Genomic DNA, 25,429 nt, shown 5'->3' on the forward strand with positions numbered 1-25,429 from the left:
CCTGAATCCCCGCCACTGCTAGTCGAGGAGACGTGTCGATGGCGATGAAGCACCGCGCGGGCGCCGGCCTGGCGCTGTTCCTTACCACCGCACTGCTCGTCGCCGGGTGTAACGGCGGCGACAGCGAAGCCCCCGCCGAGAGCGAGCTCTACAAGAACCCGGTGACCCTCACCTGGTGGCACAACGCCTCCCAGGAAGGGCCCCTGAAGACCTACTGGGAGAAGGTCGCCAAGGACTTCTCCGCGCTCCACCCGACCGTCAAGGTCCAGATCGAGGCGATCGAGACCAACCAGCTCCAGCGCACCCGGCTGCCTGCCGCGCTGCTGAGCAACGACCCGCCGGACGTCTTCCAGGCGTGGGGCGGCGGTGAGATGCGCGAGCAGGTGGAGGCCGACTACCTGAAGAACCTCACCGAGCAGGCCAAGACGGAGATCGCCGACATCGGCAGCGCCGCCGAGATCTGGCAGGTGAACGGCGAGCAGTACGGGCTGCCGTACCGGATGGGCATCGAAGGTGTCTGGTACAACAAGGAGATGTTCGCGAGGGCGGGCATCGCCGCGCCTCCGACCACCTTCGACGAGCTCAACGACGCGGTCACCAAGCTCAAGGCCATCAACGTCATCCCGATCGCCCTGGGCGCCGGTGACAAGTGGCCCGCCGCGCACTGGTGGTACAACTTCGCGCTGCGCGCCTGCTCGGTCGACACCCTCAAGAAGGCGTCCACCGAACTCGTCTTCGACGACCCCTGCTTCGTCAAGGCCGGCCAGGACCTGAAGACCTTCATCGGCACCAACCCGTTCCAGCCGAACTACATCGCCACCCCTGGCCAGAACGATGCGACCAGCGCCAATGGTCTGCTGGCCAACGGCAAGGCCGCGATGGAACTCATGGGCGACTGGAACCGGGGCACCCTGGACACCGTCGCCGAGGACCGGGCGGCGCTCGGGAAGTTCCTCGGCTGGTTCCCCGTGCCGGCGATTTCCGGTTCCGCCGGCGACCCGAAGGCGGCCCTCGGCGGCGGGGACGGATTCGCCTGCGCCAAGCAGGCCCCGGCCGAGTGCGTCGAGTTCATCAAGTACCTGGTGAGCCCCGAGGTGCAGAAGGGATACGCCGAGACCGGCACCGGTCTCCCCGTGAGCAAGGCCGCCGGCGCCGGCGTCACCGACCCCTCCCTGAAGGCCATCCTGGATGCCACCGCCAACGCGACCTATGTGCAGCTCTGGCTGGACACGGCCTTCGGCAGCACCGTCGGCAACGCGATGAACGACGCCGTCGTCGCGATGTTCGCCAGCAACGGCACCGCCGAGCAGGTCGTCACCGCGATGAAGGCGGCCGCGAAGAAGTGACCGCCACCAACCCGACCCTGAGCCCCGCCGGCGACGCGTCCGCGCCGCCGGCGGGCCTCCGGCCCTCCCGGCGCACCTCCATCCGCGCCGTGCAGACCCGGCGCAAGTGGTACGAGATCGTCGGGCTCACCCTGCCCGCGGTCATCGTCTACGTGATGTTCGTGCTGGTCCCGATGGGGTTCGCGGTCTACTACAGCCTCTTCCGCTGGCGGGGGATCGGACCGCCGACCGACTACGTCGGATTCGACAACTACGTGCTCGCCTTCCAGGACCCGATCTTCCTCGACGCGCTGCGCAACAACGCCATCATCGTGGTCGGATCGCTGCTCGTCCAAGGTCCCATCGCGCTGGCCGTGGCCCTGCTGCTGAACCGGCGGTTCCGTGGACGCGCCGTGTTCCGCCTGCTCGTCTTCGTGCCCTACGTGCTCGCCGAAGTCACCGCCGGCATCATGTGGAAGCTGCTCCTCACCGACAACGGGACCGTCGACGCGCTGCTGCGGTCGCTGGGGCTGGGCAGCCTGGTGCGGGCGTGGCTCGCCGACCTCGACGTCGTCATCTGGACGATGCTCTTCGTCCTCACCTGGAAGTACGTCGGCTTCGCCATCATCCTGCTGCTCGCCGGCCTGTCGAACGTTCCGCAGGAGCTGACCGAGGCCGCCGCGATCGACGGCGCGAGCTGGTGGCAGACCCAGCGTCACGTCATGGTCCCGCTGCTGGGGCCGACGATCCGGATCTGGATGTTCCTCTCGATGATCGGTTCGCTGCAGGCCTTCGAGGTCATCTGGGTGACCTCGGTGCCGGCGGTACGGTCGCTCGGCGCCTCGGCCACCATGGCCACGTACATGGTGGACAACGGCTTCTTCGCCCGGCTCTGGGGCTACGGCAACGCGGTTGCCGTGATCCTCTTCGTCATCTCGTTCGTCGCGGCGCTGCTGTTCCAGCGTTTCCTGCTCCGCCGTGACATCGAGGGCGCCGTCACCGGAAGGGTGAACTGACAGTGACCGCTGGCCCAGTCCCGTCCCCGCCGGTGACCCGACGCCCGGTGGCGTGGAGCACCCCCCTCACCTACGCGCTGGCACTCGCGGTCGCGGCCGTGTCGATCGCCCCGGTGGTCTACGTGATCATCGGCGGCTTCCGTACCACCCCGCAGATCGCCGCGGACCCGGCCGGCCTGCCCGACCCCTGGGTCTGGGACAACTACGCCAGAGTGCTGACCCAGAGCGACTTCTGGAAGCAGGCGCTCAACAGCGCGGTGATCGCGCTCGGCACCACGGTCGGTGTCGTGGTGCTCGGCGTCTGCGCGGCGTTCGTGCTCGCCCGATACACCTTCCGCGGGCGCGAGGGCCTCTACACCTTCTTTACCCTCGGCCTGCTCTTCCCCTCCGGCGCAGCGATCCTGCCGCTGTACCTGATGCTGCGCGACCTGACCCTCATCAACTCCTACTACGCGGTGATCCTGCCGCAGATCGCCTTCTCCCTGCCCCTCACCATCGTCATCCTGCGCCCCTTCCTCTCCGCCGTCCCCCGCGAACTGGAAGACGCCGCCGCCATCGACGGTGCCGGGCGGCTGGGGTTCCTTTGGCGCATCCTGCTGCCGCTGTCGCGGCCCGCGCTCGTCACCGTCGGGGTCCTCGCATTCGTGGCCAGCTGGAACGCGTTCCTGCTGCCGCTGCTCGTCCTCGGCGACGCGGACCTGCACACCCTGCCGCTGGGCGTGCAGAACTTCTCGAGCCAGTACACCTCCGACACGGCCGGAATCCTCGCCTTCACCTCGCTGGCGATGCTGCCGGCACTCCTCTTCTTCACCTTCGCCGAGAAGCAGATCGTCGGCGGTCTGCAAGGCGCGGTCAAGGGCTGAACAGCAGCCCCGCGAGCCGCGGAAGAGGAGACCCAGATGACCGTTTACCTGTATGCCCACCGGGCGCTGCCCGGGCCGATGGGCGTCGGAGGAAAGTGACCGACAACGTGACCGTGGACATCGAACCGAGCACCTCCATCTGGAACGACCCCTCCTACGACCTGCCCACCCGCGTCGACGCCCTGATCGCCGAGATGACCCTGCCGGAGAAGGTGGCCCAGCTCTACGGCGTCTGGGTGGGTGCCTCCGCCGACGGCGGTGAGGTCGCTCCGTACCAGCACGAGATGGAGGAGCCGGTCGACCTCGACGCGCTGCTGCCGACCGGCCTCGGGCAGCTCACCCGGCCGTTCGGCACGGCCCCGGTGGACCCGGCGCTCGGCGCGCTCTCGCTGCTGCGTACCCAGCAGCGGATCGCCGGGACGAACCGGTTCGGCATTCCGGCTCTCGCGCACGAGGAGTGCCTCGCCGGCTTCGCCACCTGGGGCGCCACCGCGTACCCGGTGCCGCTCTCCTGGGGGGCAACCTTCGATCCGGCACTGATCCGGCGGATGGCCGCGGCCATCGGCGTCGACCTGCACCGGCTCGGCGTGCACCAGGGGCTCGCGCCGGTGCTCGACGTGGTCCGCGACGCCCGCTGGGGTCGGGTCGAGGAGACCGTCGGTGAGGACCCGTACCTGGTGGGGACGGTCGCCACCGCGTACATCCAGGGACTGGAGTCGGCGGGCGTGGTCGCCACCCTGAAGCACTTCGTCGGCTACTCCGCCTCCCGGGCCGGTCGCAACCACGCCCCGGTCGGCATGGGCCCGCGCGAGCGCGCCGACGTCATGCTGCCGCCGTTCGAGATGGCGGTACGCGAGAGCGGCGTCCGTTCGGTGATGCACGCCTACACCGACACCGACGGGATGCCGTCCGCCGCCGACGAGCAGCTGCTCACCGGTCTGCTCCGGGAAACCTGGGGCTTCACCGGCACGGTCGTCGCCGACTACTTCGGGATCGCGTTCCTGCACACCCTGCACGGGGTGGCCGGCAGCTGGGGTGAGGCCGCCGGCGTCGCCCTCGCCGCCGGGGTGGACGTCGAGCTGCCCACCGTCAAGACGTTCGGCGAGCCGCTGCGCGCGGCGCTCGCCGCCGGCACGGTGCCCGAAACGCTGATCGACCGGGCGCTGCGCCGGGTGCTGTTGCAGAAGGCCCAGCTCGGACTGCTGGACGCCGGCTGGAGCCCGGTGCCGCCCGCCCTGGACGGCGTCGAGCTCGACGACCCGGCGGCGGTGCGCGGCAGCGTAGACCTGGACCCGCCGGCCAACCGGGCGCTGGCCCGGCAGGTGGCCGAGGAGGCGGTCGTCCTGCTGCGCAACGCGGACGTCCTGCCGCTGGCCGCGCCGGCCCGGATCGCGGTCGTCGGCCCGCAGGCGGAGAACGCCCTCTCGGTGCTCGGCTGCTACTCGTTCCCCGTGCACGTCGGCGCCAAGCACCCGGAGGTGCCGCTCGGGATCGAACTGCCCACGCTGGTCGCGGCGCTGCGCGCCGAGTTCCCGGCAAGCGAGGTGGTGGTGGCCGCCGGCGCCGGCGTCGACGGCCCGGAGACCGACGGCTTCGCGGCGGCCGCCGAGGTGGCCCGGGGCGCGGACGTCGTGATCGCCGCGCTCGGCGACCGGGCCGGACTCTTCGGCCGGGGCACCAGCGGCGAGGGCTGCGACGCCGAGTCGCTGGCCCTGCCCGGTGTGCAGCAGCAGCTGCTCGACGCTCTGCTCGACACCGGGACACCCGTGATCGTCACCATGATCGCCGGTCGCCCGTACGCGCTGGGTCGCGCGATCGACGAGGCCGCCGCCATCGTGCAGTCCTTCTTCCCCGGCGAGGAGGGTCCGGCGGCGATCGCCGGGGTGCTCAGCGGCCGGGTCGAACCGCAGGGGCGGCTGCCGATCGGGGTGCCGCGCCGGCCGGGTGGGCAGCCCGGGACGTACCTGACCGCTCGACTCGGCCAGCTCAGCGACGTCTCCAACGTCGACCCGACCCCGGCGTACGGATTCGGCCACGGGCTCAGCTACACCCGGTTCGACTGGTCCGCGCTGACCGTCGAGCAGCGGGTGGCGCAGACCGACGGCGAGCTGCGGCTGAGCTTCACGCTGCGCAACACCGGCGAGCGGTGGGGCAGCGAGGTCGTCCAGTTGTACGCGCACGACCCGGTCGCCTCGGTGGTGCAGCCGGTGCAGCGGCTGATCGGCTACCAACGGGTGCGGCTCGACCCCGGCGCCGCCTGCCGCATCGAGCTGACCGTGCCGGCCGACCTCTTCTCCTTCACCGGGAAGAACGGGCGGCGGATCGTCGAGCCGGGCGAGCTGGAGCTGCGGCTGGCCGCGTCGAGCACCGACGCGCGCCTGGTCGCCCCGGTCGAGCTGCGCGGCCCGGTCCGGTACGTCGACCACACGCGGCGGCTGCACCCCGAGTTCACGGTCAGCCCGGTCGAGGGCTGACCTGGCGTGTACACCGACCTGCCCGAGGAGCAGCTGCGCGGCTACCGCAGCGGCGTACGGGACCCGGAGGACTTCGACAGGTTCTGGGCCGCCACCCTCGCCGAGGCCCGGTCGGCCGACCTCGCCCTGCGGGTCGAGCCGGTGCCGACCGGGCTGGCCGGCATCGACGTGTACGACGTGACCTTTCCCGGCTTCGCCGGCCAGCCCGTCCGCGCCTGGTTGCGGGTGCCCGGCGACGCCGGGACGCCCCTGCAGACCGTCGTGCAGTACGCCGGCTACGGCGGCGGGCGGGGCCACCCGCTGGAGAACCTGCTCTGGGCGGCAGCCGGGTACGCGCACCTGCAGATGGACACCCGAGGGCAGGGCGCCGGGTGGAGCCGGGGCGCGACCCCCGACCCCGCCGAGGCGGGACCGGAGGCCCCCGGGGTGATGACCCGGGGCATCGCCGAGCCGGGCACGTACTACTACCGGCGTCTGATCACCGACGCGGTCCGGGCGGTGGACGCGGCCCGGACCCTGCCGGCGGTCGACCCGGAGCGGATCGCGGTGCTCGGGCACAGCCAGGGCGGTGCGCTGGCGCTCGCGGCCGGCGCGCTCGTGCCCGACCTGCGGGCGGTCGTCGCCGGGGTGCCGTTCCTCTGCGACATCCCCCGCGCCATCGTGGTCACCGACGCCCGACCGTACCGGGAGGTGCGCGACTACCTGGCCGTCCACCGCGACGCCGAGGAGCGGGTGCTGACGACCCTGGCGTACGTCGACGGGGTGAACTTCGCCCGCCGCTGCCGCCTCCCGGCGCGGTACTCGGTGGCGCTGATGGACGAGATCGTGCCGCCGTCGACGGTCTTCGCCGCCGTCAACGCGCACGCCGGGCCGACCGAGCTGTCACTGTGGCGCTACAACGGTCACGAGGCGGGCGGGATCGAGGACGACGCGGCGGCGCTGCGGTTCCTCGGCACGCACCTGGCGGTCGACGCCGACCCGGCACCGGAGGCCGGCGGCGACTGATAGACAGGACGGATGGGCAGGTCGGCTGCGGGGCGGGTCGGGGCGGCGACGGCTCGGCTCACCGCCGCGCTGCTCCTGGTCGGGATGCTGCCCGCCGGCTGCTCGCGGCCGGAGCCGCGGCCCGCGCCGACACCCCCGGTTCCGCAACCGTCGCCGAGCGGCCCGCCCTCCCCGTCCAGCACCGGCCGGCCGCGGCTGCCCGGTTTCGTGGTGCTCGGCGACGTCGATCCACGCATCCGCACCGACATCCGGTACGCCACCGCGCACAACTTCGTCGGACGGCCGATCACCGGCTACCAGGAGTCGCTGTGCCTGCTCACCCGGCAGGCGGCGGAGGCCCTGCGCCGGGTGCAGGACGCCGCCCTGACCGGTGGGCACAGCCTCAAGGTGTACGACTGCTACCGGCCGGTGCCGGCCGTGGACGACTTCGTGGCGTGGTCCAAGCGGCCCGGCGAGCAGCAGACGAAGGCCGAGTTCTACCCGCACGTCGAGAAGTCGAAGCTCTTCGCGCAGGGATACATCGGCGCGCCGACCGCACACAGCCGGGGCAGCACGATGGACCTGACTCTGGTCCCCGCGACGGCCGCCAGCGAGCCGCCGTTCGCGCCCGGCCGCCCGTTGGTCTCCTGCACCGCGCCGCGCGCCCAGCGTTTCCCGGACGCCAGCATCGACATGGGCACCGGCTTCGACTGCTTCGACCCGTCGGCGCACACGGCCGCCCCGGGTGTCAGCGGCCCGGCCCGGGAGAACCGCAGGCTGCTCGAACGGTTGATGACCGACGCCGGGTTCGTCAACTACCCCGGCGAGTGGTGGCACTACCGGTACGAGGACGAGCCCTACCCGGACACCTTCTTCGACGCCCCGGTGGCCCGCTCGTCGGTCGGGTGACCGGCCCGCCTGCGGATCCGGCATGATCCCTTCCTGGCGCGCGGCGCCGGCGGCGCCCACGCCTCGCCGTCGCCGGCCGGGAGAGGGGACGACAGTGACCACGGAGCGGATCGGGCCGCCGTTGACCGGCGGGGAGCGGGAGACGCTGCGGGCGTACCTCGACTACCACCGGGCGACGCTGGCCATGAAGTGCGACGGGCTCAGCGACGAGGAGCTGCGCCGGCAGTCGTCGCCACCGTCGACGCTCTCCCTGCTCGGGCTGGTCCGGCACATGGCCGAGGTCGAGCGGACCTGGTTCCGGAAGGTGATCAACGCCGAGGAGATTCCGCTGGTCTGGTCGGAGAGCGGCGACTACCAGGTCGCGTACGACGCCGGTTCGTCGAGCCGGGCGGAGGCGTTCGGCGCCTGGCAGCGGGAGGTCGAGCACTCCCGGCGGATCGAGCGGGCCGCGGAGTCGCTGGACGTCACCGCCCACAACGTCCGCTGGGGCGAGGACGTGTCGCTGCGGCTGGTGATGCTGCACCTCATCCACGAGTACGCGCGCCACAACGGGCACGCCGACCTGCTGCGCGAGGCGATCGACGGGACCGTCGGCGCCTGACGTCGACGCGGATCAGGGCCACGCGGCGACGGTCGCCGGTAATACCGATTGCGGCCCGCGCACGGTCCGCATACCGTCGTTCCCGCAAGGTCAACCGAGCGATTCACCAGGGAGTACGCCGTGTCGCAACGCACCAACACCCGAGCCGTGCGGCCCGTGCCGCAGGGCGGTGCGTGGCTGACCACAGGCGAGGAATCCCTTTGTCGGGGCCGGTTCGTGGGGGGCCGGTATCGGGGTAGGCGGCGGCGCGACTGACGCGCCCGCGCACACACGCAGCCGCCCACCCCGCCGGGGTCCGGGCGGTTTTTTCGTCCGTGGCCCCGGCACCGGGCGGGTCGGGGGGTCACCCGTCCGGCACGGGCCGTTGGAGCAGCGGAAGCTCACCCGGTTCTCACCCGGGAGGTCACGGGTTCGAATCCCGTACGGCCTACGTTCCGGCGCGCGGCGCCGGACGGTAACGCGGTTGTAGCGCAGCCTGGCAGCGCGTCACCTCGCCATGGTGAAGGTCGCCGGTTCGAATCCGGCCAGCCGCTCCGAGACGATCGAGAACGAGACGAGGAGACGACGATGGGTTTCCACACGCTGGCCGGCACCCGAGCCCCGGTACGGGTCTGGACCGACCCGTACGGCATCGAGCCGCAGGCGGCGAAGCAGCTGCGCAACATCGGGGCGCTGCCCTGGGTGGAGGGCGTCGCGGTGATGCCGGACGTCCACTTCGGCAAGGGCGCCACGATCGGTTCGGTGATCGCGATGCGGCAGGCCGTGTCGCCGGCGGCGGTCGGTGTGGACATCGGCTGCGGGATGTCGGCCGTGCGTACCTCGCTCACCGCTGCCGACCTGCCGGACGACCTCGCGGGTCTGCGTTCGGCGATCGAGGCGGCGATTCCGGTCGGCTTCGCGCAGCGGGAGAAGGCCGTCGATCCGCGCCGGGTACGCGGCCTGGAGCAGCGCGGCTGGGACGAGTTCTGGCGGCGCTTCGCGGACCTCGACCGCCGGGTGGCGCAGCTGGAGGTACGCGCGCAGCGGCAGCTCGGCACGCTCGGCGGCGGTAACCACTTCATCGAGGTCTGCCTCGAGCAGGGCGGCGCCGACGAGGGGCGGGTGTGGCTGATGCTGCACTCCGGGTCCCGCAACATCGGCAAGGAGCTGGCGGAGCGGCACATCGGGGTCGCGCGCGGGCTGCCGCACAACGCCGACCTGCCCGACCGGGACCTCGCGGTCTTCCTCGCCGGCACGCCGGAGATGCAGGCTTACCGCCGGGACCTGTGGTGGGCGCAGGAGTACGCGCGGCGCAACCGGGCCGTGATGCTGGCGGTCTTCTGCAACGTGGTGCGGGACCGGTTCCCGCAGGTGCGCTACGACGAGCCGATCTCCTGCCACCACAACTACGTGGCGGAGGAGAGCTACGGCGGGGTGGACGTGCTGGTGACCCGCAAGGGCGCGATCCGGGCCGGCCAGGGAGACCTGGGCATCATTCCGGGCTCGATGGGCACCGGGTCGTACATCGTGCGGGGCAAGGGCAACCCGGACGCGTACTGCTCGGCGTCGCACGGGGCGGGGCGGCGGATGTCGCGGGCGCAGGCGAAGCGCACCTTCGGCACCGACGACCTCGCGGCGCAGACGGCGGGTGTGGAGTGCCGCAAGGACGCCGGGGTGGTGGACGAGATCCCCGGCGCGTACAAGGACATCACCGAGGTGATGGCCCGGCAGGAGGACCTGGTCGAGGTGGTCGCGCACCTCAAGCAGGTGGTCTGCGTGAAGGGTTGAGGCGGGTGGCGGCCGTTGGGCCGCCACCCGCTCCGGCGTCAGTCGTGGCTGAGGTCGTCCCGGCGGGCGAGGCTCCAGTAGCCGACGCTCGGCTGCATCCCGAACGCCCGGTTCGCGCGCAGGATCGCCTCGTTGCCGTCGTCGTTGTGCGTGCTCACCGCGGTCGCGCCCCGCCGGTGGGTCTCCAGGAGGGCGGCGGCCTTCAGGGCGATCGCCACTCCCCGGCCGCGGTGATCGACCACCACGCCGGTGTAGACCGTGTACCAGTCGCCGCCGTCGGACTGGGGCGTGACGATGGTCAGCCCGCACGGCGGGGCACCGGGTTCGTCACGGGGTTCGGCCAGCAGCACGACCGCGTCGTCGGTGAAGAGCCGGTGGGCCTGCGAGACGTCGACGTCCTGATCCTCGGCGCCGGGTACCGGCAGACCGGGCAGGCTGCGGGTGATGCAGTCGAGGACCACCGCCTCCTCGGCCCGGAAGTCGGCGACGCGGACGCGTACTCCCGCGGTCTCCGCGCTGCGCGCGGCGCGCTCCGCCAGCTCGTCGGCGCGCCCGGCCAGGTCGAACCGCCAGCCGACGCTGTGGTGGGTGACGGTCAGGCCGTACCGTGCGGCGAATTTCCGGCCGCGTTCCAGGTCGTCCCGGAGCGTGCTGGTCACCAGGTGCCGCGGCCCCAGGTTGTCCCGCGCCCAGGCGGCCAGCTCGTCCGCGAGCGCGGTGCCGATCCCGCGTCCGCGCTCGTGCGGGGCGACGGCCACCAGCGCGGCCACGGTGCCCGGCCAGGCCGGCTCGGCGATGATCTTTCCGGCGCCGACGATCACGCCGGAGCGCTCGGCGACGAGGGCGTGGTGGATCTCGTCGGGCTCCGTGCTGGCCAGCCGCTCCAGCAGCCGGTGCCGCTTGTCGTCGCCCGCACTGAGGACCAGCAGGTCGGCGGCGGCGGTGAGATCGTCCTGGCGCATCACGCGGATCGTGGCCGCCACCTGCGCGTTCGGTGCTGTCACGTGGTCGGAAGCTACCCGACCTTCCCGCCGGCCGAGCAATGATCTTTGCCACGGTGCCGGGGCCGCCGGTGCCGCGGACCGGGATGTTCAGGGGTGGAACGCGTTGAGCACCATCTCGCCGTAGCGACGCCACAGCGCGGGATCCCACTGGTCGAGCGCGATGAGTTGCCGGACCGTTCCGCAGAGGACGACCCGCACGTCGAGTTGGTCGGCGTCCGCGCGGATGCGCCCCGACGGGATGGCCGCCTCGACGAGCCGGCCGACCAGGTCCAGCAGGTGGCTCGCCGGGGAGAGCCGCGCCTCGAAGAAGACGGTGGCGAGCACCCGATCGTGGGCGAGGCGCTCGAAGAGCTCGGGTACGTAGTCGCGCAGCCCCTGGTAGGCGTCGGTGCTGTCCAGAGCGGTGAGCGTGAGTCGCTCCAGAGCTTGGAGCTGCTCCCGGGCGAGCGCGAGGATCAGATCGTCCTTGCTCGGGTAGCTGCGGTACACGGTGGCCCGGCCGACTCCGGCCCGCTCCGCGACCTGCGGCACCGTGACCTGTAGCCCGTGTTCGCCGAAGAGTTCCCGGGCAGCCGCGATGATCTTCTCGTGGTTGCGGCGCGCGTCGAGGCGCCGATGGGAGGGCTCCGCCCCGGTCGGGCTCGGGCTGCTGCCGGGCGAGGTCATGAGGCTCAGTGTGCCTCAGCGGTGGTGCACGGCCGTGGGCGAACTCAGCTGTCCGAGTCGTCGGCCAGCACCGTGTCGTCGGAGTACACCTTGGTGAGCTCGACGTCGAGCACGGTGCAGACCCGGCCGAAGGCCCAGTAGTAGCCGATCACCTGGAGCACCTCGACGATCTCGCGTTCGTTGAGGAACTGTCGTACCTCGTCGAAGAGGTCGTCGGGTATGCGTGGGTGCCGCACCACCTCGGCGGTGAACCGGATCAGCGCCCGGTCGTACGGCGAGAGTTCGGCGCTCTCGACCTCCCGGGCGGCGATGATCTCCCGTACCTGCTCCGGCACTCCGGCTGCCGCCGCCATCGGCTGATGCTGGGCCGCCTCGAACTCGCAGTCGGTCTGCTCGGCCACGGTCAGGATCACCAGCTCGCGCGAGCGGTCCGAGAGTTCCAGCTGGCTGAAGAGCGTCCGCGCGAACTGGATGAACGGCTTCACCGTGCCGGTCGAGTGGCTCAGCATCTTGACCAGCGGGTCCGGCGGGAGGGCGGAGAGGAATTCGCGCACCTCGTCGGGGATGTTCTTCGGGTCGGGATCGCTGAGGCGGGGCATGTCGTCTCCGATCTGGTCAGGCGGTCGGGGTGGTCTCGTCCGGCGCGAGGTCGAATCCCGTCTCGCTGAGGTGTCGGAACCGGCCGTCCTCGGCGTAGGAGCCGAAGACGGAGATCTCCCGCCGGATGGTGGAGCCGTCCGCCATCGTGATCTCGTAGACGTGCCGCTCGGCGTAGGCGGAGCCGTCCCGGAACTCGTCGAGCACGGTCACCGTGCCGCTGACGACCCGCTCGCGCATCCCGGCGACCATCTGGGCGAACCCGGCGCGATCGAGCGTCCTGCCGTCGCTGCGGTGGGTGTAGTCGGGCGCGTAGTACGCATCCACGGCTTCGTCCAGTGCGCGCGTCGGCGCCAGGGCGAGCTCGTTGAGGGCGTCACTGAGGTGCACCTGGGTGGGCACTCGAAGCTCCTTCTGTCGGGCGACTCGACGTACCGGACCAGGGGGTCCGGTTGCTGGTCCCCGACGGTACCGGACTCCCGGGTCCGCTTACCACCGCGTACCGGGTGATCGCCGTCATGCAAATGGCTCCACGCCGAGAGACGTGGAGCCACTTGGGTCAGGCGCTCGCTCGGCGTTCCCGCTCCCGGCGCCGGTAGTCGATGCTTCGGGCGACGTGGGACTCAGTGCAGCCGGGTCTTCCAGTCCTCCGGTACCCGGCCACGCGGACCGGGCGCCGGCTGGTCGAGCGGGTGCGACTGCGGCTCGGCCAGCTCCGGCCCGTCGGTGAGGAACTGATTCTCGGAGTAGTCCCAGAACCACGACTCACCGGGCTCGAAGCTCCGGATGACCGGGTGGCCGGTCGCGGCGGCGTGCGCGGTCGCGTGCTGGCTCGGCGACGAGTCGCAGCAGCCGATGTGACCGCAGGCCGCGCAGCGACGCAGGTGGAACCACCATCCCCCGGAGGAGTCGCACTCCAGGCAGCCGGTGCCGCTCGGCGGTACGGCAGGGTCGACCGGCGCGGTCGCGTCCGCCGACTCGGCACCCGGCTCGAACTGGTCACTCACAGCGACTTCCCTCCCCGTCCACGGCTCCGGTCGTCGGTCGCTGCTGAACCGCACGTCTTCACCGGACCGCCCGGCCTCGAAGTCTGGCACTCGGGGACGTCGGCCTCCAGCCCGCCCCAAGGGCGTGTGTCGAAGCCCTCGGTCGAGCCGAGGACTTCGACACACGCCCTAGCGGTGTGTCCTGGTCGACGGGGGTCCGAGCCGGCCCTGATCGACTCGGCCGGGAGGGTGGAGTGATCCGGGCGATCGGACCCTTCCGGGTCGGGTCGCCGCGCTCAGAAGCTCGACTTCGGCGCCTTGGCGCCCTGCTTGACGCGGGTCGGGCCGGCCGCCGAGGGCCGGACGTCGACGTCGAAGATCTCCGTGGGGAGGTAGACCGTCGCGCAGGAGTTCGGGATGTCCACCACCCCGGAGAAGCGGCCCTCGATGGGTGCCGCCCCCAGGATCAGGTACGCCTGCTCCGGGCTGTAGCCGAACTTCGTGAGGTAGTCGATCGCATGCAGGCAGGCGCGCTGGAACGCCAGCTGTGAGTCGAGGTAACGCTGTTCACCGTCGAGGGTCACCGAGATCCCGGAGAAGGCGAGCCACTGGCTGTACTGCGGGTTGTTGTTGCCGGGCAGGAAGATCGCGTTCTCCGACACCCCGTACGTCTTCATCCCGTCCTTGATCAGGTCGACGTGCAGGTCGACGAAGCCGCCCATCTCGATCGCGCCGCAGAACGTGATCTCCCCGTCTCCCTGGGAGAAGTGCAGGTCCCCCACGGAGAGGTTGGCGCCGGGCACGTAGACCGGATAGAAGATCCGGGACCCCTTGGTGAGGTTCTTGATGTCCTGGTTCCCGCCGTTCTCCCGCGGCGGCGCGGTCCGCGCCGCCACCGCGGCCGCCCGTTCGTAGTCGTTGCCGGTCAGCGAACCGAGGACCGCGTCCTGCGGCAACGGTGGCAGCGCCAGCGGCGGCACCCGGTCCGGGTCGGTCTCGGCCAGCGCCTGCTCACGCCGGTTCCACCTGCCCAGGAGGTCGGCGGAGGGCGCCGTGCCCATCAGACCCGGGTGGACCATGCCGGTGAAGGAGACCCCCGGGATGTGCCGCGACGTCGCCCGCTGCCCGCTGAAGTCCCAGATCGCCTTGTACGCGTCGGGGAACTGGTCGGTGAGGAACCCGCCGCCGTTCTGCTTGGCGAAGATGCCCGTGTACCCCCAGCCCTGCCCGGCGAGCGGGCCGGAGTCCTCCTGCGGGATGGGCCCGACGTCGAGGATGTCGACCATCAGCAGGTCGCCGGGCTTGGCGCCCTGCACGGCGAACGGGCCGCTGAGGGCGTGCACGATGGAGAGCGGCGCGTCACGGACGTCGTCCGCGGAGTCGTCGTTGTGGATCTCTCCGTCGAACCACTCCCGGCAGTGCACCCGGAACGTCGAGCCCGGCTTGACGGTGGCCACGGGCGGGATGTCGGGGTGCCACCTGTTGTGTCCGATCTTCTCCTGCTCCGTGAACCTCTTCGTCGAGTCCAAGGAAAAGATGACCTCGGGCATCTGCCGCTTCCCTTCGTCACACCGTCCGCCGCGGTGGTGATCTTCGGTCTGGATCGGCGGGCTCCCGTGGCTACGGGGCCGCCGGCGCTGTCACAACCGGGGCAACCGAGCGTGAGCCGGGTGGGCCGGCATGGCCGCCGCGGGCCGCCTCGCCGGAATTCGCGACACGACCTCGGGCGTCTCCGCGCTCCGCGCCGCCCCGTCGAGGGCCGCGCCGAGCGCACGGGGCGTTCGGGCCAGCCGCGGGGCGGACCAGACCCGGGTGGCCCGCTCGTGGCAGCCGGGGCAGTCGACCGCTGCTCCGGCTTCGCCGAGGGGGAGGCGCACCTCGAAGTCACCGTCACGCGGACACCGGTACTCGTAGGTCGCCACGTGATCTCCTCGCCCGCCACCGCCGTTCGTACCTCCGGCGCGGAACCTGGGCACCGCGCCGGCCAGGTCAAGAATCGGACGCATCCGACCATGCCGCAGGCCAACCTGCGAGGTCGGACGCGATCGGGTGACGGCGGCCCCGTAGTTTCCGGGTCGATCACCGCTCGCTGCCGAGGGGAGGACGCGCGAAGCGGGTCAGCCCAGGTGGGCCGGGCCGCCGGTGGGGACGTCCTGCCGGCGTACCCGGATCAGGAACAGGGTGGTGAGGCCGGCGAGCAGGATCAGCCCGGTGGCCCAGGCGAACGCCACCGAGTAGCCGTGCAGCAGCGCCCGGACCTGGGTGATCGGGTCGGGCGTACGGGTGGCCAGGTAGCCGGTGACGGCGCTGGTGTACAGCGTGTTGAGCAGGGCGGTGCCGAGCGACCCACCGACCTGCTGGGTGGCGTTGAGCGTGGCGCTGGCCGCGCCCGCGTCGTGCTCGGGTACCCCGTACAGGGCGAGGCTGGACAGGGGCACGAACGTGAAGCCGAGCCCGAGGCCGAGGACGATCTGGGCGGGCAGGAGGAGGGCGACGAAGGAGGTGTCCACGTCCACCTGGGTGAGCGCCACCATGCCCCCCGCCGCGAGGACCGCGCCGCCGAGCATGAGTGGCTTGGCCCCGATGCGCGGCAGCAGTTGGCTGGCGCTGCCCGCGGCGATCAGCACGCCGGCGGTGACCGGCAGCGAGGCGAGACCGGCCTCCAGCGGCGTGTAGCGGAGCACCGTCTGCAGGTAGATGGTCAGGAACAGGAACGCTCCGAAGAGGCCGGCGCCGATCAGCGCGGAGGCCAGGTACGCCCCGCCGCGGTTGCGGTCCAGCAGGATCCGCATCGGCAGCAGCGGATTCCTGGTACGCAGCTCGATCAGCACGAACGCGGCGAGCAGCGCCACGCCGACCAGGATGAAGGTGAGCGTGGCGGCGGCGGTCCAGCCGTCCTCGGCGGCGCGGGTGAAGCCGTACACCAGACTCACCAGACCGGCGGTGACGACCAGCGCGCCCGGTACGTCGTAGCGGGTGTCGCCGTGTGCCCGGCTCTCCGGCACCAGCGGTAGCGCGGCGATCAGCGCCACGGCGGCGACCGGGATGTTGACCAGCAGGCACCAGCGCCAGCTGGCGTACTCGGTGAGCACGCCGCCGAGCAGGAGGCCGACGGCCGAGCCGCCACCGGCGATCGCCCCGTAGACGGCGAACGCCTTGGCGCGTTCCCGGGTCTCGGTGAACAGGACGGTGAGCAGCGCCAGCGAGGCCGGCGCGAGCAGCGCGCCGAAGGCGCCCTGCAGGGCGCGGGCGCCGAAGAGCATCGCCCCGTCACCGGCGAGGCCGCCGACGGCGGAGGCGAGCGCGAACCCCACCGTGCCGACGATGAAGGCGCGTTTGCGGCCCCAGTAGTCGGCGATCCGGCCGCCGAGCAGCAGCAGGCCACCGAAGGCCAGCGTGTACGCGGTCACCACCCACTGCCGGTTGGCGTCGGTGATGCCCAGGTCGGCCTGGGCGTGGGGGAGCGCGATGTTCACGATGGTGGCGTCCAGCACCACCATCAGTTGGGCGATGGCGATGACCGCCAGCGCGGCCCAGCGCTGCGGGTGCCCGCCGGTCTCCGCCCCGGCGCCGGACGCGCCAGGGCTCATCGAGGTCGTTCCGGGCATGGCGAAGCCTTCCGTGCGGACTCGGTACCGGCTCTGCGCGTCGGGATGGTCGTGCTCCGGGCGACCGGCGGCGGTCGACATCAGGTCCTCGACGGGCCGGCGTCCGGCTGCCGGCTCCGCCTTCCCCACCCTCCGCGAAACACGTTCGCGTCCGACGCTAGTCGGCGGAATCCGGGCCGCGCAGCGGCTTGGGAGATCCGTCCCCGGTCGGGTCGCGCCGGGGTCAGCGTCCGGGTACGAGCGTCACCGGTACGCGGACCAGGTTCACCCGGCTGCCGTCGTCGGCGGAGATCTCGTACACCTCGATCGTGCCGCGCTGCTCCCGGGGAACCCGCCAGGTCACCACCGCCCGGTAGTCGCCACGGCAGCCGGTGCCGCAGCTGGCCGTGGTGAAGGTGGTGGCGATCTCCCGGCCGCCCGCGTCGAGGACGCGCAGGCTCACGGTCGCCTCGTACACGTCGGCGCTCCCGGCGACGGTCAACGGGCTGGTGACCCGTTGCCCCACGGCCGGCCCGGTCACCACGATGGGCGGGAGCAGGTCGCTGTAGTCGGCCCGGCCGACCGGACCGTCGGAGTCCGCGCTCGCCGGGTCGAAGCGCACCCGCCGCACCGTGGGGAACTGGGTGAGGGTCCAGACCACCTGGGCCCGGCGTAGCCGCTCGGTCGTCGGGTCGCCGCCCGCCGTGGCGAGGCGGACGGTCGCGACGCCGTCGGCGATCCCGAGCGGCTCGGCGCCGCCGCCCAGGAGCGTGGTCATCCCCGTGGCCGCCTCGGCGTGGGTCGGCCCGACGGCCAGTTCGGTGAGCGCCAGCCGGGAGGTCGCCGGGGTGCCGGGACGGGTGCGCCGGGTCGGGGCCAGCCGCCCGTCCCGTACGAACCAGAGCTCGACGGTGATCGTGGCGGCCGAGGTCGGGGCGGCGGCCGGTGGCGTACCCGGTCGTGTCGGTCCGGCCGTGGTCGGCGCCGGGGTGGGACGGGGCGTCGCGACGGCGGGGCCGGTGGGGGTGGGTGTGGCGGCCGGCGGCGGTACGGCGGTCGGGGCCGGGCCGAGCGAGCCGGAGCGCGGCGGTGCGCAGGCAGGCAGCAGCAGGCCGGCCAGGAGCAGACCGGCCAGCGTGCGGCGGCCGGGCGAGCGGAGGCGGCCGGCCCTCATGGCGCGTCCTCGCGAACCCTCGTGCCGGCCTGCTCCGGCTCGGCAACGGGGCCGGCCGCGGGCAGGGCGAGCCGGAAGCGGGTGCCGAGGCCCGGCTCGCTGCGGACGGTCAGGCGCCCGCCGAGCAGCCGGGCGTTCTCCAGCGCGATCGCCAGCCCGAGGCCGCTGCCGGCACCCGCGCGGGCCGGGTCGACCTTGTAGAAGCGGTCGAAGAGGCGTGACAGATGTGCCGCGGGGATGCCCGGTCCCCGGTCCGTGACGTCGAAGAGCACCTCCGCCCCGTCCCGCTCGACGGTGGCCCGGATCTCGCCGCCGCCGTGCTCGACCGCGTTGCCCACCAGGTTGGCGAGGATCCGCTCGAGCCGGCGCGGGTCGGTGCGGAGTGCGACGGCGCTGCCGGCGACCGTCACCCGGTCGGGCCAGCCCCTCGCCGCGACGAGGGCGTGCAGCAGGGCGAGCGGATCGACGGTGCCCATCGCCAGCGGTTCCTGGCCGGCGTCCAGCCGGGAGATCTCCATCAGCTCCTCGACCAGGCGGCGCAGCCGGATCACGTCGGCCACCAGCAGCTCGGCGGGGCGGCGCGCGCCGCCGGTGAGCTGGTCGGTGTGCTCGCGCAGCAGCGAGGCCGCGGCGACCAGGGCGGTCACCGGGGTACGCAGCTCGTGCGCGACGTCGGCGGTGAATCGCCGCTCCCGGGCCTGCGCCCGGGAGAGCGCCTCGATCTTCGCCTCGAGCGCCTCGGCCATGCTGTTGAAGGACGTCGCCCAGGCGCTGAACTCGTCGCGTCCGTGCACGGGCAGACGGGTGGCGAGCAGGCCCTCGGCGACGGCGCGCGCGGCCCGGCTCGCTCGGCCGACCGGTTCCAGGGTGCGCCGGGCCAGCGTGTGCCCGATCCCGGCGGCGGTGAGCACGACCAGCGCCCAGCCGACCAGTAGCGCGTTGCGGAGCTGGTCGAGGTCGCGGTGCAGCTCCTCCTCGGCGGTGACCACGTACAGCTCGTCGGTGGAGCCGGGGATCCGGCCGCCGACCACGAGCAGCCGCGGCCGGACGGGTGGGGTCGAGCGCTCGTACCCCAGCTCTCCGGCGGCGACGGTGGTCCGCAGCGTCGGTCCGAGCACCGGTGCGTACGCCGGGTTGGAGGCCTGGACGTCCGTGCCGCCGGTCAGCAGCACGTGCCGGCCGCTCCCCTCGAAGCTGCGCAGCAGCTCGGCCCGGCGCTGCTCGGTCAACGGCTGGAACTGCCCGGCGAGGACGAGTTGGTAGCGGACGTCGGCCGCGGCCTGCTGCACGGACGCGTCCAGCCGGGACTGGCGCAGCAGCAGGTAGGAGCCGCCGGCGAGGGATCCGGCGGAGACTCCGGCCACGACGACGAACGCGACGGTCAGCCGGCGTCTGAGCCGGCCCGGGCGTACGTGATCCGCTGCCATCGCGCGGTCACCCCGTCGACATCTTGTAGCCGGCGCCGCGTACGGTGCGGACCAGCCGGGGGTGGGCGGGGTCGTCCTCGATCTTCGCGCGCAGCCGCTGAACGGCCACGTCGACGAGGCGGGAGTCACCGAGGTAGCTGTGGTTCCACACCCGGTCGAGCAGCAGCTCGCGGGTGAAGACCTGACCGGGGCGGCGGGCCAGCTCCAGCAGGAGACGGAACTCCGTCGCGGTCAGCGGCAGTTCCCGTCCGGCCTTGCGGACGACGAAGCCGGCCGGGTCGATCTCCAGCCCGCCGATGGTGAGGACGGTCCGCTCGGCCGGGGTGGTGGCCCGGCGGAGCACCGACCGGACGCGCGCCACCAGCTCGGGCAGGTCGAACGGTTTGCGGAGGTAGTCGTCGGCGCCGCACTCCAGGCCGACGACCACGTCGATGGTGTCGGTGCGCGCGGTGAGCATGAGGATCGGCACGGCGCTGGTGCGGCGGACCTCCCGGCAGACCTCGAGTCCGTCGAGGCCGGGGAGCATGACGTCGAGCACGATCAGGTCGACGGGCTGCGCCCGCCAGGCGGTGAGCGCTTCGCGGCCGTCGACGGCGGTGGTGACCCGGAATCCGGCCCGGCGGAGTCCGAGGGCGGTGACCTCCCGGATGGAGGCATCGTCCTCGACCACCAGCAGGCGGCCCTCCATCATCCGAGCCTAGCGCCGCCGCTCGCCTCGTCGACCTGCCCCGACGGACGATGTGGAGGGCCCGGCCGGGCTCGGGCCCTCCACCGTGCGGACGGTTCACGACTGCCACTGGTGGGCGACGTCGAGCACGATCCGGCTGTGCGTGCCGGGGCCGTCCAGGACGAAGACCCGGAACGGCAGCCGGGCCCGCACCCCGACCGCGAACGTGGTGTAGCCCTCGAAGCTGCCTCCGAAGACCACGTCGCGCAGCGTCCGGTGGCGCAGCACGATCGCCGCGTGCTCGCCGACCCGGTACGGGACGGTGGCGAGGTGCTCGTCGTCGTACGCGGGCGCCTGGAGGGAGACCCGCAGCAGCGCGTCGCCGGCGGTGTACGGCGAAAGGGCGAGCCCTTCACCCTCGGTCCACGTCTCGCCGTAGCCGACCGTGTAGCCGGTCACCGGGCCGGCGAACTCGAACACCACCCGGTCGAAGCAGTCGTGGCGGCCGGTGCGTACCTCGATCAGTGGGTCCGTGCTGAGCGTGCCGGCCGCCTTCGGGCCGCTGCCCCAGGTGATCCCGCAGTACGGTGCGGTGGTCTTCGCCGCTCGGCTCGTCGTCGTGGCGGCGGTGCCGGTGCTCCCGCCCGCCATCAGCGCGGCGGTCAGGACGGCCAGTACCACCAGTGTGTTCCTGATCCTCATCGTCGTCTCCCCTCACTGCCTCCTCGGCCGGCGGTCACCGGCTCCGTCGCCGGTGTTCCCGCCTCGACGTCGACGGTCGGCCGGCGATGCCACGGCAGCTTCGCCGCGTGGTAACAGCCGAGTTACAGCGCGCCGGAGGTGAGCCCGCCGGCCGCGCCCGTTATGACGGATCCGTTATGACGGATCCGTTATGACGGACATCGCCGTACGTCGATCTAACATTCACGTACATCGATGGATGGCGGCGCTGCCGCCGGGAACCAGGGGAGTGCGTGATGTTCCGACGACAGCTGCTACGCGCGGCGGTGTCCGCGCTGGTGGGCGTCCTCGCGGTGGCCGGGGTGCAGGTCGCCACCGGTGCGGGGGCCTCCGCCGTACGCACCGTCTACTACGACGCCAGCCGGACCGGTGAGTTCCGGACCAACTTCGACCAGGCCGCGCAGATCTGGAACAGTCGGGTCAGCACCGTCCGGCTGCTGCCGGGGACCCCGGCCACCATCACCGTCTACGTCGACGACGGCTGGCCCCGGGCTCAGGTGACCGGTCTCGGCTCGGGCCGGATCTGGATGGGCCGCACCGCCGTCAACCAGGGTTACCACCGCACCCGCATCGCCACCCACGAGTTCGGGCACATCCTCGGCCTGCCCGACCGCCGCACCGGGCTCTGCTCGGACCTGATGTCGGGCAGCAGCGCCCCCGTGTCGTGCACCAACGCCGTCCCCAACTCGGCCGAGTCGAGCCGGGTCAACCAGCTCTTCGCCGGCGGCCGGTCCGCGCCGGCCGGGACGACGTACACCTGGGACGGGGCGGGCGACGTCGCGCCGCTGGTGGTCGGCGGCCGGCCGGCCAGCGAGAACTACTCCTTCCTGGTCTACCTCTCCGGCTGCACCGGCTCACTGATCAAGGCCAACTGGGCGGTCACCGCGAAGCACTGCCCGACCCCGTCCTCCGTACGGGTGGGCAGCACCAACCGCACCAGTGGCGGCACGGTCGTCGGCGTGAGCAGAGCGGTCAACCACCCGAGCATCGACGTCAAGCTGCTGCAGCTGTCCGGCTCGGTGGGTCACGCTCCCGCCCCGATCCCCACCAGCTCCGGCGCGGTCGGTACGGCCACCCGGATCATCGGCTGGGGTCAGACCTGCCCGACCCGGGGCTGCGGTTCCGCGCCGAGCATCGCGTACGAGCTGGACACCTCGATCGTGTCCGACAGCCGCTGCCTCGGCATCAACGGGCCGTACGAGATCTGCACCAACAACACCAACGGCAACTCCGGCGCGTGCTACGGCGACTCGGGCGGCCCGCAGGTGCGCCGGGTCAACGGAGTGTGGAGCCTGATCGGCGCCACCAGTCGGGCCGGTAACAACAATCCGACCTGCGCCACGGGTCCGTCCGTCTACGGCGACCTGACGGCGATCCGGAGCTGGATCAACACCCAGGTCGGTGGCCTGCCGTCCTGACCGGACAGTACAAACCGGATGATGGGGGGCGTCGCCACGACGTCCCCCGCATCCGCGCGGAGAGTGGTCGACGGAGGGTCGCCGTACGGGGGAATCCCGGGCGTCCGCAGTGTGCGGTAGCGTGCCTCCCATATCGAACCCTCCCGAGGTGAACCCATGCGTGTGGTGGCCGCGCTCGCCCTGACTCTCGCGATGGCGCCCGCGCCGCAGCCGTCGACGTCCCCATCGGTGCCCAGCGGCCTGCTGGGCGGTCTGGTGGCTGGGCTGGGAGACCTGGTGGACGGCCTGCTGGGCGCGGGCGACGACCCGACCGCCCCGCCGACCACCCCGCCGACCACCCCGCCCTCCGATCCGCCGTCGGTGGCCCCGACGACGCCGGGCCCGTCCGTCACGTCGGTTCCCGTGCCCGGTCCGATCGTCCCCTCGGTGGCGGTGCCGAGTGACGCCCGTCCGAACGGCCTGCCGGGCCGCGTGGTGCGCCCCGGTGGCGACGGTGGGCCCGACGTCGTGGTGACCGTCGTGCCGCAGCCCGCGGGTGCGCCCGAGGTGGCACCGTCCACCTCGGAGAGTCTCGCGGTGCCGACCGTCGTCCGGACCGACCCGGTGCTGCGCTGGGCCGCGCTGCTCTTCTCCATCGGTGTCCTGGCGCTGCCGGTGGTCCTGCTCGTGCGGCGGCGCCCGGCGCCTGCCGACGTGGCACCGGCCCCGGTGCCGGCCCGCGGCGGCCCCGTGCCGCCCGGGCCGGACGAGGGCACCGAGAACGTGACCAGGCTTCCCACGAACCTGAATGCGATCTACGAGCTGGGCCGCCTCGACGAGCGGCTCGCCCAGGAGCGCGAGCGCCGCTCCTGAGCCGCGCGCCCGGGGCTGATCGAGGCGGTTCCCGCGGGAGCGCTCCGGCCTGAACGGTCGGGCTCGACCTCGGCGTGCCCGGATCGATGAGCCACCTGCGGCGCGGTCGCGTGCGCCGGGGCGAGCCGCGTGGTCTCCCGTCGCTCGGTCGTCCAGCTCATCCGTAATTGCGGCGAAATGTCGGTCCCCTGGTCCTTTGGCGCTTCCCGGTCGGATCGACGTCGGCGCTGGTCACGGCGGTTGGAAACGTTTTCGTAACGAGCCCTTGACCTCTCGGCAAAGCCGGGGGCAGACTCCCCGGAAACGTTTACAGCGATCGGGCGGAGGTACGGTACGTGGGTCGTAAACGTTTACAAGAGCCGGCGGACGGCCGACCAACGGTCCACACCGTGGCCGCCCGCGCCGGCGTCTCCATCGCGTCCGCCTCCCGCGTCCTCAACGGCGTCGGCGGCAGCCCGGAGACCATCCGCAAGGTGCGCGCCGCGGCCGCTGAGGTGGGGTACGTCCCGAACGCGATCGCCCGCTCGCTGCAGTCCCAGCGCACCGGCCTGGTGGCGCTCGCCGTCGAGGACATCGGCAACCCGGTCTACGTGGAGATGATGCGGGCCATCGAGGCCGTGGTCGCCTCGTCCGGCCGGCAACTCGTGGTGCACGCCACCGGCGGGCGGATCGACAACGAGATGACCCTGCTGCGCCGGCTCGCCAACCGCTACGTCGACGGGATGATCATCTCGCCGATCCGGGTGACCGACGACCACCTCGGCGCACTGGTCGGCAGCCCGGTGCCGGTGGTGGTCGTCGGCCAACTCGGTGCCGACGCCCCGGTCGACAACGTACGCACCGACTCCCGGCACGGCGTCGCGCTCGCCGTCGACCACCTGCTCGCCATCGGCCGACGCCGGATCGGCTTCGTGAACGGGCCGCTCGACACCGTCCCGGGTGCCGCCCGGGACGCCGGCTTCCGCGCCGCGCTGGCCCGACACGGCATCGAACTCGACGAGGACCTCGTCGAGGTCGGCGACTTCCAGTACGCCGCCGGCCGCGCCGCCGCCGTACGACTGCTCGCCCGGGCCGCGCCGGACGCGCTGGTCTGCGCCAACGACCTCATCGCGGTCGGCGCCCTGCACGCGTTGCTCGCCACCGGCCGGCGGGTGCCCCAGGACGTCGCGCTGATCGGCATGGACGACACCGAACTCGCCCAGATGATGTTCCCCCAGCTCTCCAGCGTCTCCCTCGGTTCGGCCGAGCGCGGTCGTCGCGCCGCCGAACTGCTGCTGCAGCGCATCGCCGACCCGGCCCTGCCGCCCCGGCGCGAGCAGGTGCAGCCCAGCCTCGCCGTCCGCGCCTCCAGCGCCGCGACGCCACCGTCCCCCCGGCCGAGCGCCGACCCGTTCGAGCCCACGCCCGCCCACCCGTACCGCGAAGGGGTGACCTCATGACCACGCTGGCCGAACGCTCCGACGTCGAACGCGGCGGGCGATCCCGTCGGTCGGGTCGCGCCCGCTCCGACCGGACCGCCGTCTACCTGCTGCTGCTGCCGTCGCTGCTGCCGATCCTGGTGCTGTCGGTCTTCCCGCTGCTGCGCGGCATCTACCTCGGTTTCACCGACGCCCGGGCCGGACGCAACGTCGAGGTCAACTTCACCGGCCTGGAGAACTACCGGCAGCTGCTCGGCGACGAGCTGTTCTGGAACTCGTTCAAGATCGGTCTGCTCTGGGCCTTCGGGGTGACCGCGCTCCAGTTCGTGCTCGCCCTCGGGCTGGCCCTGCTGCTCAACCAGCAGCTGCGGTTCCGGGGAGTGGCGCGGGTGCTCTCCGTGGTGCCGTGGGCGATGCCCCCGGTCGTGGTCGGCATCCTCTGGAAGCTCGTCTACCACCCGGACGCCGGTCTGCTGAACGAGTTCCTCTACCGCATCGGCGCCGACGGGCTGCGCGCCAACTGGCTCGGCGACTTCAGCACGGCACTGCCCGCGGTGATCATCGTCGGGGTCTGGGCCGGTATGCCGCAGACCACCGTCGTGCTGCTCGCCGGGTTGCAGGGTGTCGGCCGCGAGCTGCACGAAGCCGCGGCGGTCGACGGCGCCAGCGCCTGGCACCGGTTCCGGCACGTCACCCTGCCCGCCCTGGCCCCGGTCATCGTCGCGATCACCTCGCTGGACTTCATCTGGAACTTCAACTCGTTCGGCCTGGTCTACGTGCTGACGGCGGGCGGCCCGGGTGGCAAGACGATGCTGCCGATGCTCTTCGCCTACGAGGAGGCGTTCCGCTACGGCAACTACGGCTACGCGGCCGCGCTCGGCAACGCCATGGTCGTGATCATCGTGGCGCTGCTCGCCATCTATCTCCGCCGTCGCATGAGGGAGGCGAACTAG

Annotated in this window: 24 protein-coding genes and 2 tRNA genes; 14 read left to right on the plus strand and 12 right to left on the minus strand. The window is 72.4% G+C overall.

All coding sequences use genetic code 11. From position 1 onward, the window contains the following. Positions 1-38: 38 nt before the first annotated feature. The 10 genes from D7044_RS23490 to D7044_RS23535 all read left to right on the plus strand — a co-directional run bounded on the left by D7044_RS23490 (position 39) and on the right by D7044_RS23535 (position 9,939). Complete coding sequence (locus tag D7044_RS23490; RefSeq protein ID WP_120690272.1) at positions 39-1,346, plus strand: extracellular solute-binding protein; 1,308 nt, start codon at positions 39-41, stop codon at positions 1,344-1,346. Then, positions 1,343-2,341, plus strand: coding sequence for a carbohydrate ABC transporter permease (locus D7044_RS23495; RefSeq protein WP_120690217.1), 999 nt, complete (start codon positions 1,343-1,345; stop codon positions 2,339-2,341). Before D7044_RS23490 ends, D7044_RS23495 begins: the two co-directional genes overlap by 4 nt. Before the next feature lie 32 nt (positions 2,342-2,373). After that, entirely contained in the window at positions 2,374-3,204 is an 831-nt protein-coding gene (locus D7044_RS23500; protein WP_233565095.1) for a carbohydrate ABC transporter permease, read from the plus strand. Positions 3,205-3,299: 95 nt separating this feature from the next. Further along, entirely contained in the window at positions 3,300-5,678 is a 2,379-nt protein-coding gene (locus D7044_RS23505) for a beta-xylosidase/alpha-l-arabinosidase (protein ID WP_233565096.1), read from the plus strand. Positions 5,679-5,684: 6 nt separating this feature from the next. After that, positions 5,685-6,683 (plus strand): acetylxylan esterase, encoded by a 999-nt coding sequence (locus tag D7044_RS23510; RefSeq protein ID WP_120690219.1) that lies wholly within the window; start codon positions 5,685-5,687, stop codon positions 6,681-6,683. A 12-nt stretch (positions 6,684-6,695) separates the two neighbouring features. After that, entirely contained in the window at positions 6,696-7,571 is an 876-nt protein-coding gene (locus D7044_RS23515; RefSeq protein ID WP_120690220.1) for a M15 family metallopeptidase, read from the plus strand. Between the two features lie 94 nt (positions 7,572-7,665). Further along, the gene (locus D7044_RS23520; RefSeq protein ID WP_120690221.1) at positions 7,666-8,172 is read left to right on the plus strand and encodes a DinB family protein; all 507 of its coding nucleotides are present in this window, start codon (positions 7,666-7,668) and stop codon (positions 8,170-8,172) included. Positions 8,173-8,530: 358 nt separating this feature from the next. Further along, a tRNA-Glu gene (locus D7044_RS23525) sits at positions 8,531-8,602 on the plus strand. Positions 8,603-8,631: 29 nt separating this feature from the next. Beyond that, positions 8,632-8,705 (plus strand) — tRNA-Gly (locus D7044_RS23530). Positions 8,706-8,739: 34 nt separating this feature from the next. Continuing rightward, on the plus strand, positions 8,740-9,939 hold the full coding sequence (locus tag D7044_RS23535) for an RtcB family protein (RefSeq protein WP_120690222.1): 1,200 nt from the start codon (positions 8,740-8,742) through the stop codon (positions 9,937-9,939). A gap of 38 nt (positions 9,940-9,977) precedes the next feature. Here D7044_RS23535 and D7044_RS23540 read toward each other — a convergent pair whose 3' ends face one another. The 12 genes from D7044_RS23540 to D7044_RS23595 all read right to left on the minus strand — a co-directional run bounded on the left by D7044_RS23540 (position 9,978) and on the right by D7044_RS23595 (position 20,749). Beyond that, on the minus strand, positions 9,978-10,943 hold the full coding sequence (locus tag D7044_RS23540) for a GNAT family N-acetyltransferase (protein WP_147434710.1): 966 nt from the start codon (positions 10,941-10,943) through the stop codon (positions 9,978-9,980). Positions 10,944-11,030: 87 nt separating this feature from the next. Further along, complete coding sequence (locus tag D7044_RS23545) at positions 11,031-11,609, minus strand: TetR/AcrR family transcriptional regulator (protein ID WP_120681854.1); 579 nt, start codon at positions 11,607-11,609, stop codon at positions 11,031-11,033. A 44-nt stretch (positions 11,610-11,653) separates the two neighbouring features. Beyond that, positions 11,654-12,208, minus strand: coding sequence for a carboxymuconolactone decarboxylase family protein (locus tag D7044_RS23550; RefSeq protein WP_120690224.1), 555 nt, complete (start codon positions 12,206-12,208; stop codon positions 11,654-11,656). Between the two features lie 16 nt (positions 12,209-12,224). After that, positions 12,225-12,608 (minus strand): nuclear transport factor 2 family protein, encoded by a 384-nt coding sequence (locus D7044_RS23555; protein ID WP_199716739.1) that lies wholly within the window; start codon positions 12,606-12,608, stop codon positions 12,225-12,227. A 221-nt stretch (positions 12,609-12,829) separates the two neighbouring features. After that, a complete protein-coding gene (locus D7044_RS33455; protein ID WP_120681858.1) occupies positions 12,830-13,213 on the minus strand; it encodes a UBP-type zinc finger domain-containing protein in 384 nt (127 codons plus the stop codon). Between the two features lie 275 nt (positions 13,214-13,488). Next, positions 13,489-14,742: a formamidase gene (gene fmdA / locus D7044_RS23565; RefSeq protein ID WP_120681860.1), complete on the minus strand. Its 1,254-nt coding sequence runs from the start codon at positions 14,740-14,742 to the stop codon at positions 13,489-13,491. A gap of 90 nt (positions 14,743-14,832) precedes the next feature. Further along, the gene (locus tag D7044_RS23570; RefSeq protein ID WP_120690225.1) at positions 14,833-15,114 is read right to left on the minus strand and encodes an FmdB family zinc ribbon protein; all 282 of its coding nucleotides are present in this window, start codon (positions 15,112-15,114) and stop codon (positions 14,833-14,835) included. Between the two features lie 195 nt (positions 15,115-15,309). Next, a complete protein-coding gene (locus D7044_RS23575) occupies positions 15,310-16,800 on the minus strand; it encodes a DHA2 family efflux MFS transporter permease subunit (protein WP_120690275.1) in 1,491 nt (496 codons plus the stop codon). Positions 16,801-17,023: 223 nt separating this feature from the next. After that, a complete protein-coding gene (locus tag D7044_RS23580; protein WP_120690226.1) occupies positions 17,024-17,953 on the minus strand; it encodes a Gmad2 immunoglobulin-like domain-containing protein in 930 nt (309 codons plus the stop codon). Then, positions 17,950-19,380, minus strand: a complete 1,431-nt coding sequence (locus D7044_RS23585) for a sensor histidine kinase (RefSeq protein ID WP_120690227.1) — start codon at positions 19,378-19,380, stop codon at positions 17,950-17,952. Before D7044_RS23585 ends, D7044_RS23580 begins: the two co-directional genes overlap by 4 nt. 7 nt (positions 19,381-19,387) lie before the next feature. Then, positions 19,388-20,068: a response regulator transcription factor gene (locus D7044_RS23590; RefSeq protein ID WP_120690276.1), complete on the minus strand. Its 681-nt coding sequence runs from the start codon at positions 20,066-20,068 to the stop codon at positions 19,388-19,390. Between the two features lie 96 nt (positions 20,069-20,164). Beyond that, positions 20,165-20,749: an AMIN-like domain-containing (lipo)protein gene (locus D7044_RS23595; RefSeq protein WP_120681867.1), complete on the minus strand. Its 585-nt coding sequence runs from the start codon at positions 20,747-20,749 to the stop codon at positions 20,165-20,167. A 275-nt stretch (positions 20,750-21,024) separates the two neighbouring features. Here D7044_RS23595 and D7044_RS33310 point away from each other — a divergent pair, with 275 nt between their 5' ends. The 4 genes from D7044_RS33310 (at position 21,025) to D7044_RS23615 (ending at position 25,429) form a co-directional block, all read left to right on the plus strand. Beyond that, on the plus strand, positions 21,025-22,206 hold the full coding sequence (locus tag D7044_RS33310) for a snapalysin family zinc-dependent metalloprotease (protein WP_120690277.1): 1,182 nt from the start codon (positions 21,025-21,027) through the stop codon (positions 22,204-22,206). 156 nt (positions 22,207-22,362) lie between these two features. Beyond that, entirely contained in the window at positions 22,363-23,058 is a 696-nt protein-coding gene (locus tag D7044_RS23605; protein WP_120690228.1) for a hypothetical protein, read from the plus strand. 389 nt (positions 23,059-23,447) lie between these two features. Beyond that, on the plus strand, positions 23,448-24,497 hold the full coding sequence (locus D7044_RS23610) for a LacI family DNA-binding transcriptional regulator (protein WP_233565098.1): 1,050 nt from the start codon (positions 23,448-23,450) through the stop codon (positions 24,495-24,497). Then, positions 24,494-25,429 carry a carbohydrate ABC transporter permease gene (locus tag D7044_RS23615; RefSeq protein ID WP_120690230.1) on the plus strand — a complete coding sequence of 312 codons (936 nt, stop codon included), beginning with the start codon at positions 24,494-24,496 and terminating at the stop codon, positions 25,427-25,429. Before D7044_RS23610 ends, D7044_RS23615 begins: the two co-directional genes overlap by 4 nt.

Source organism: Micromonospora musae (assembly GCF_003626635.1).
In the GTDB taxonomy this organism is placed as follows: domain Bacteria; phylum Actinomycetota; class Actinomycetes; order Mycobacteriales; family Micromonosporaceae; genus Micromonospora; species Micromonospora musae.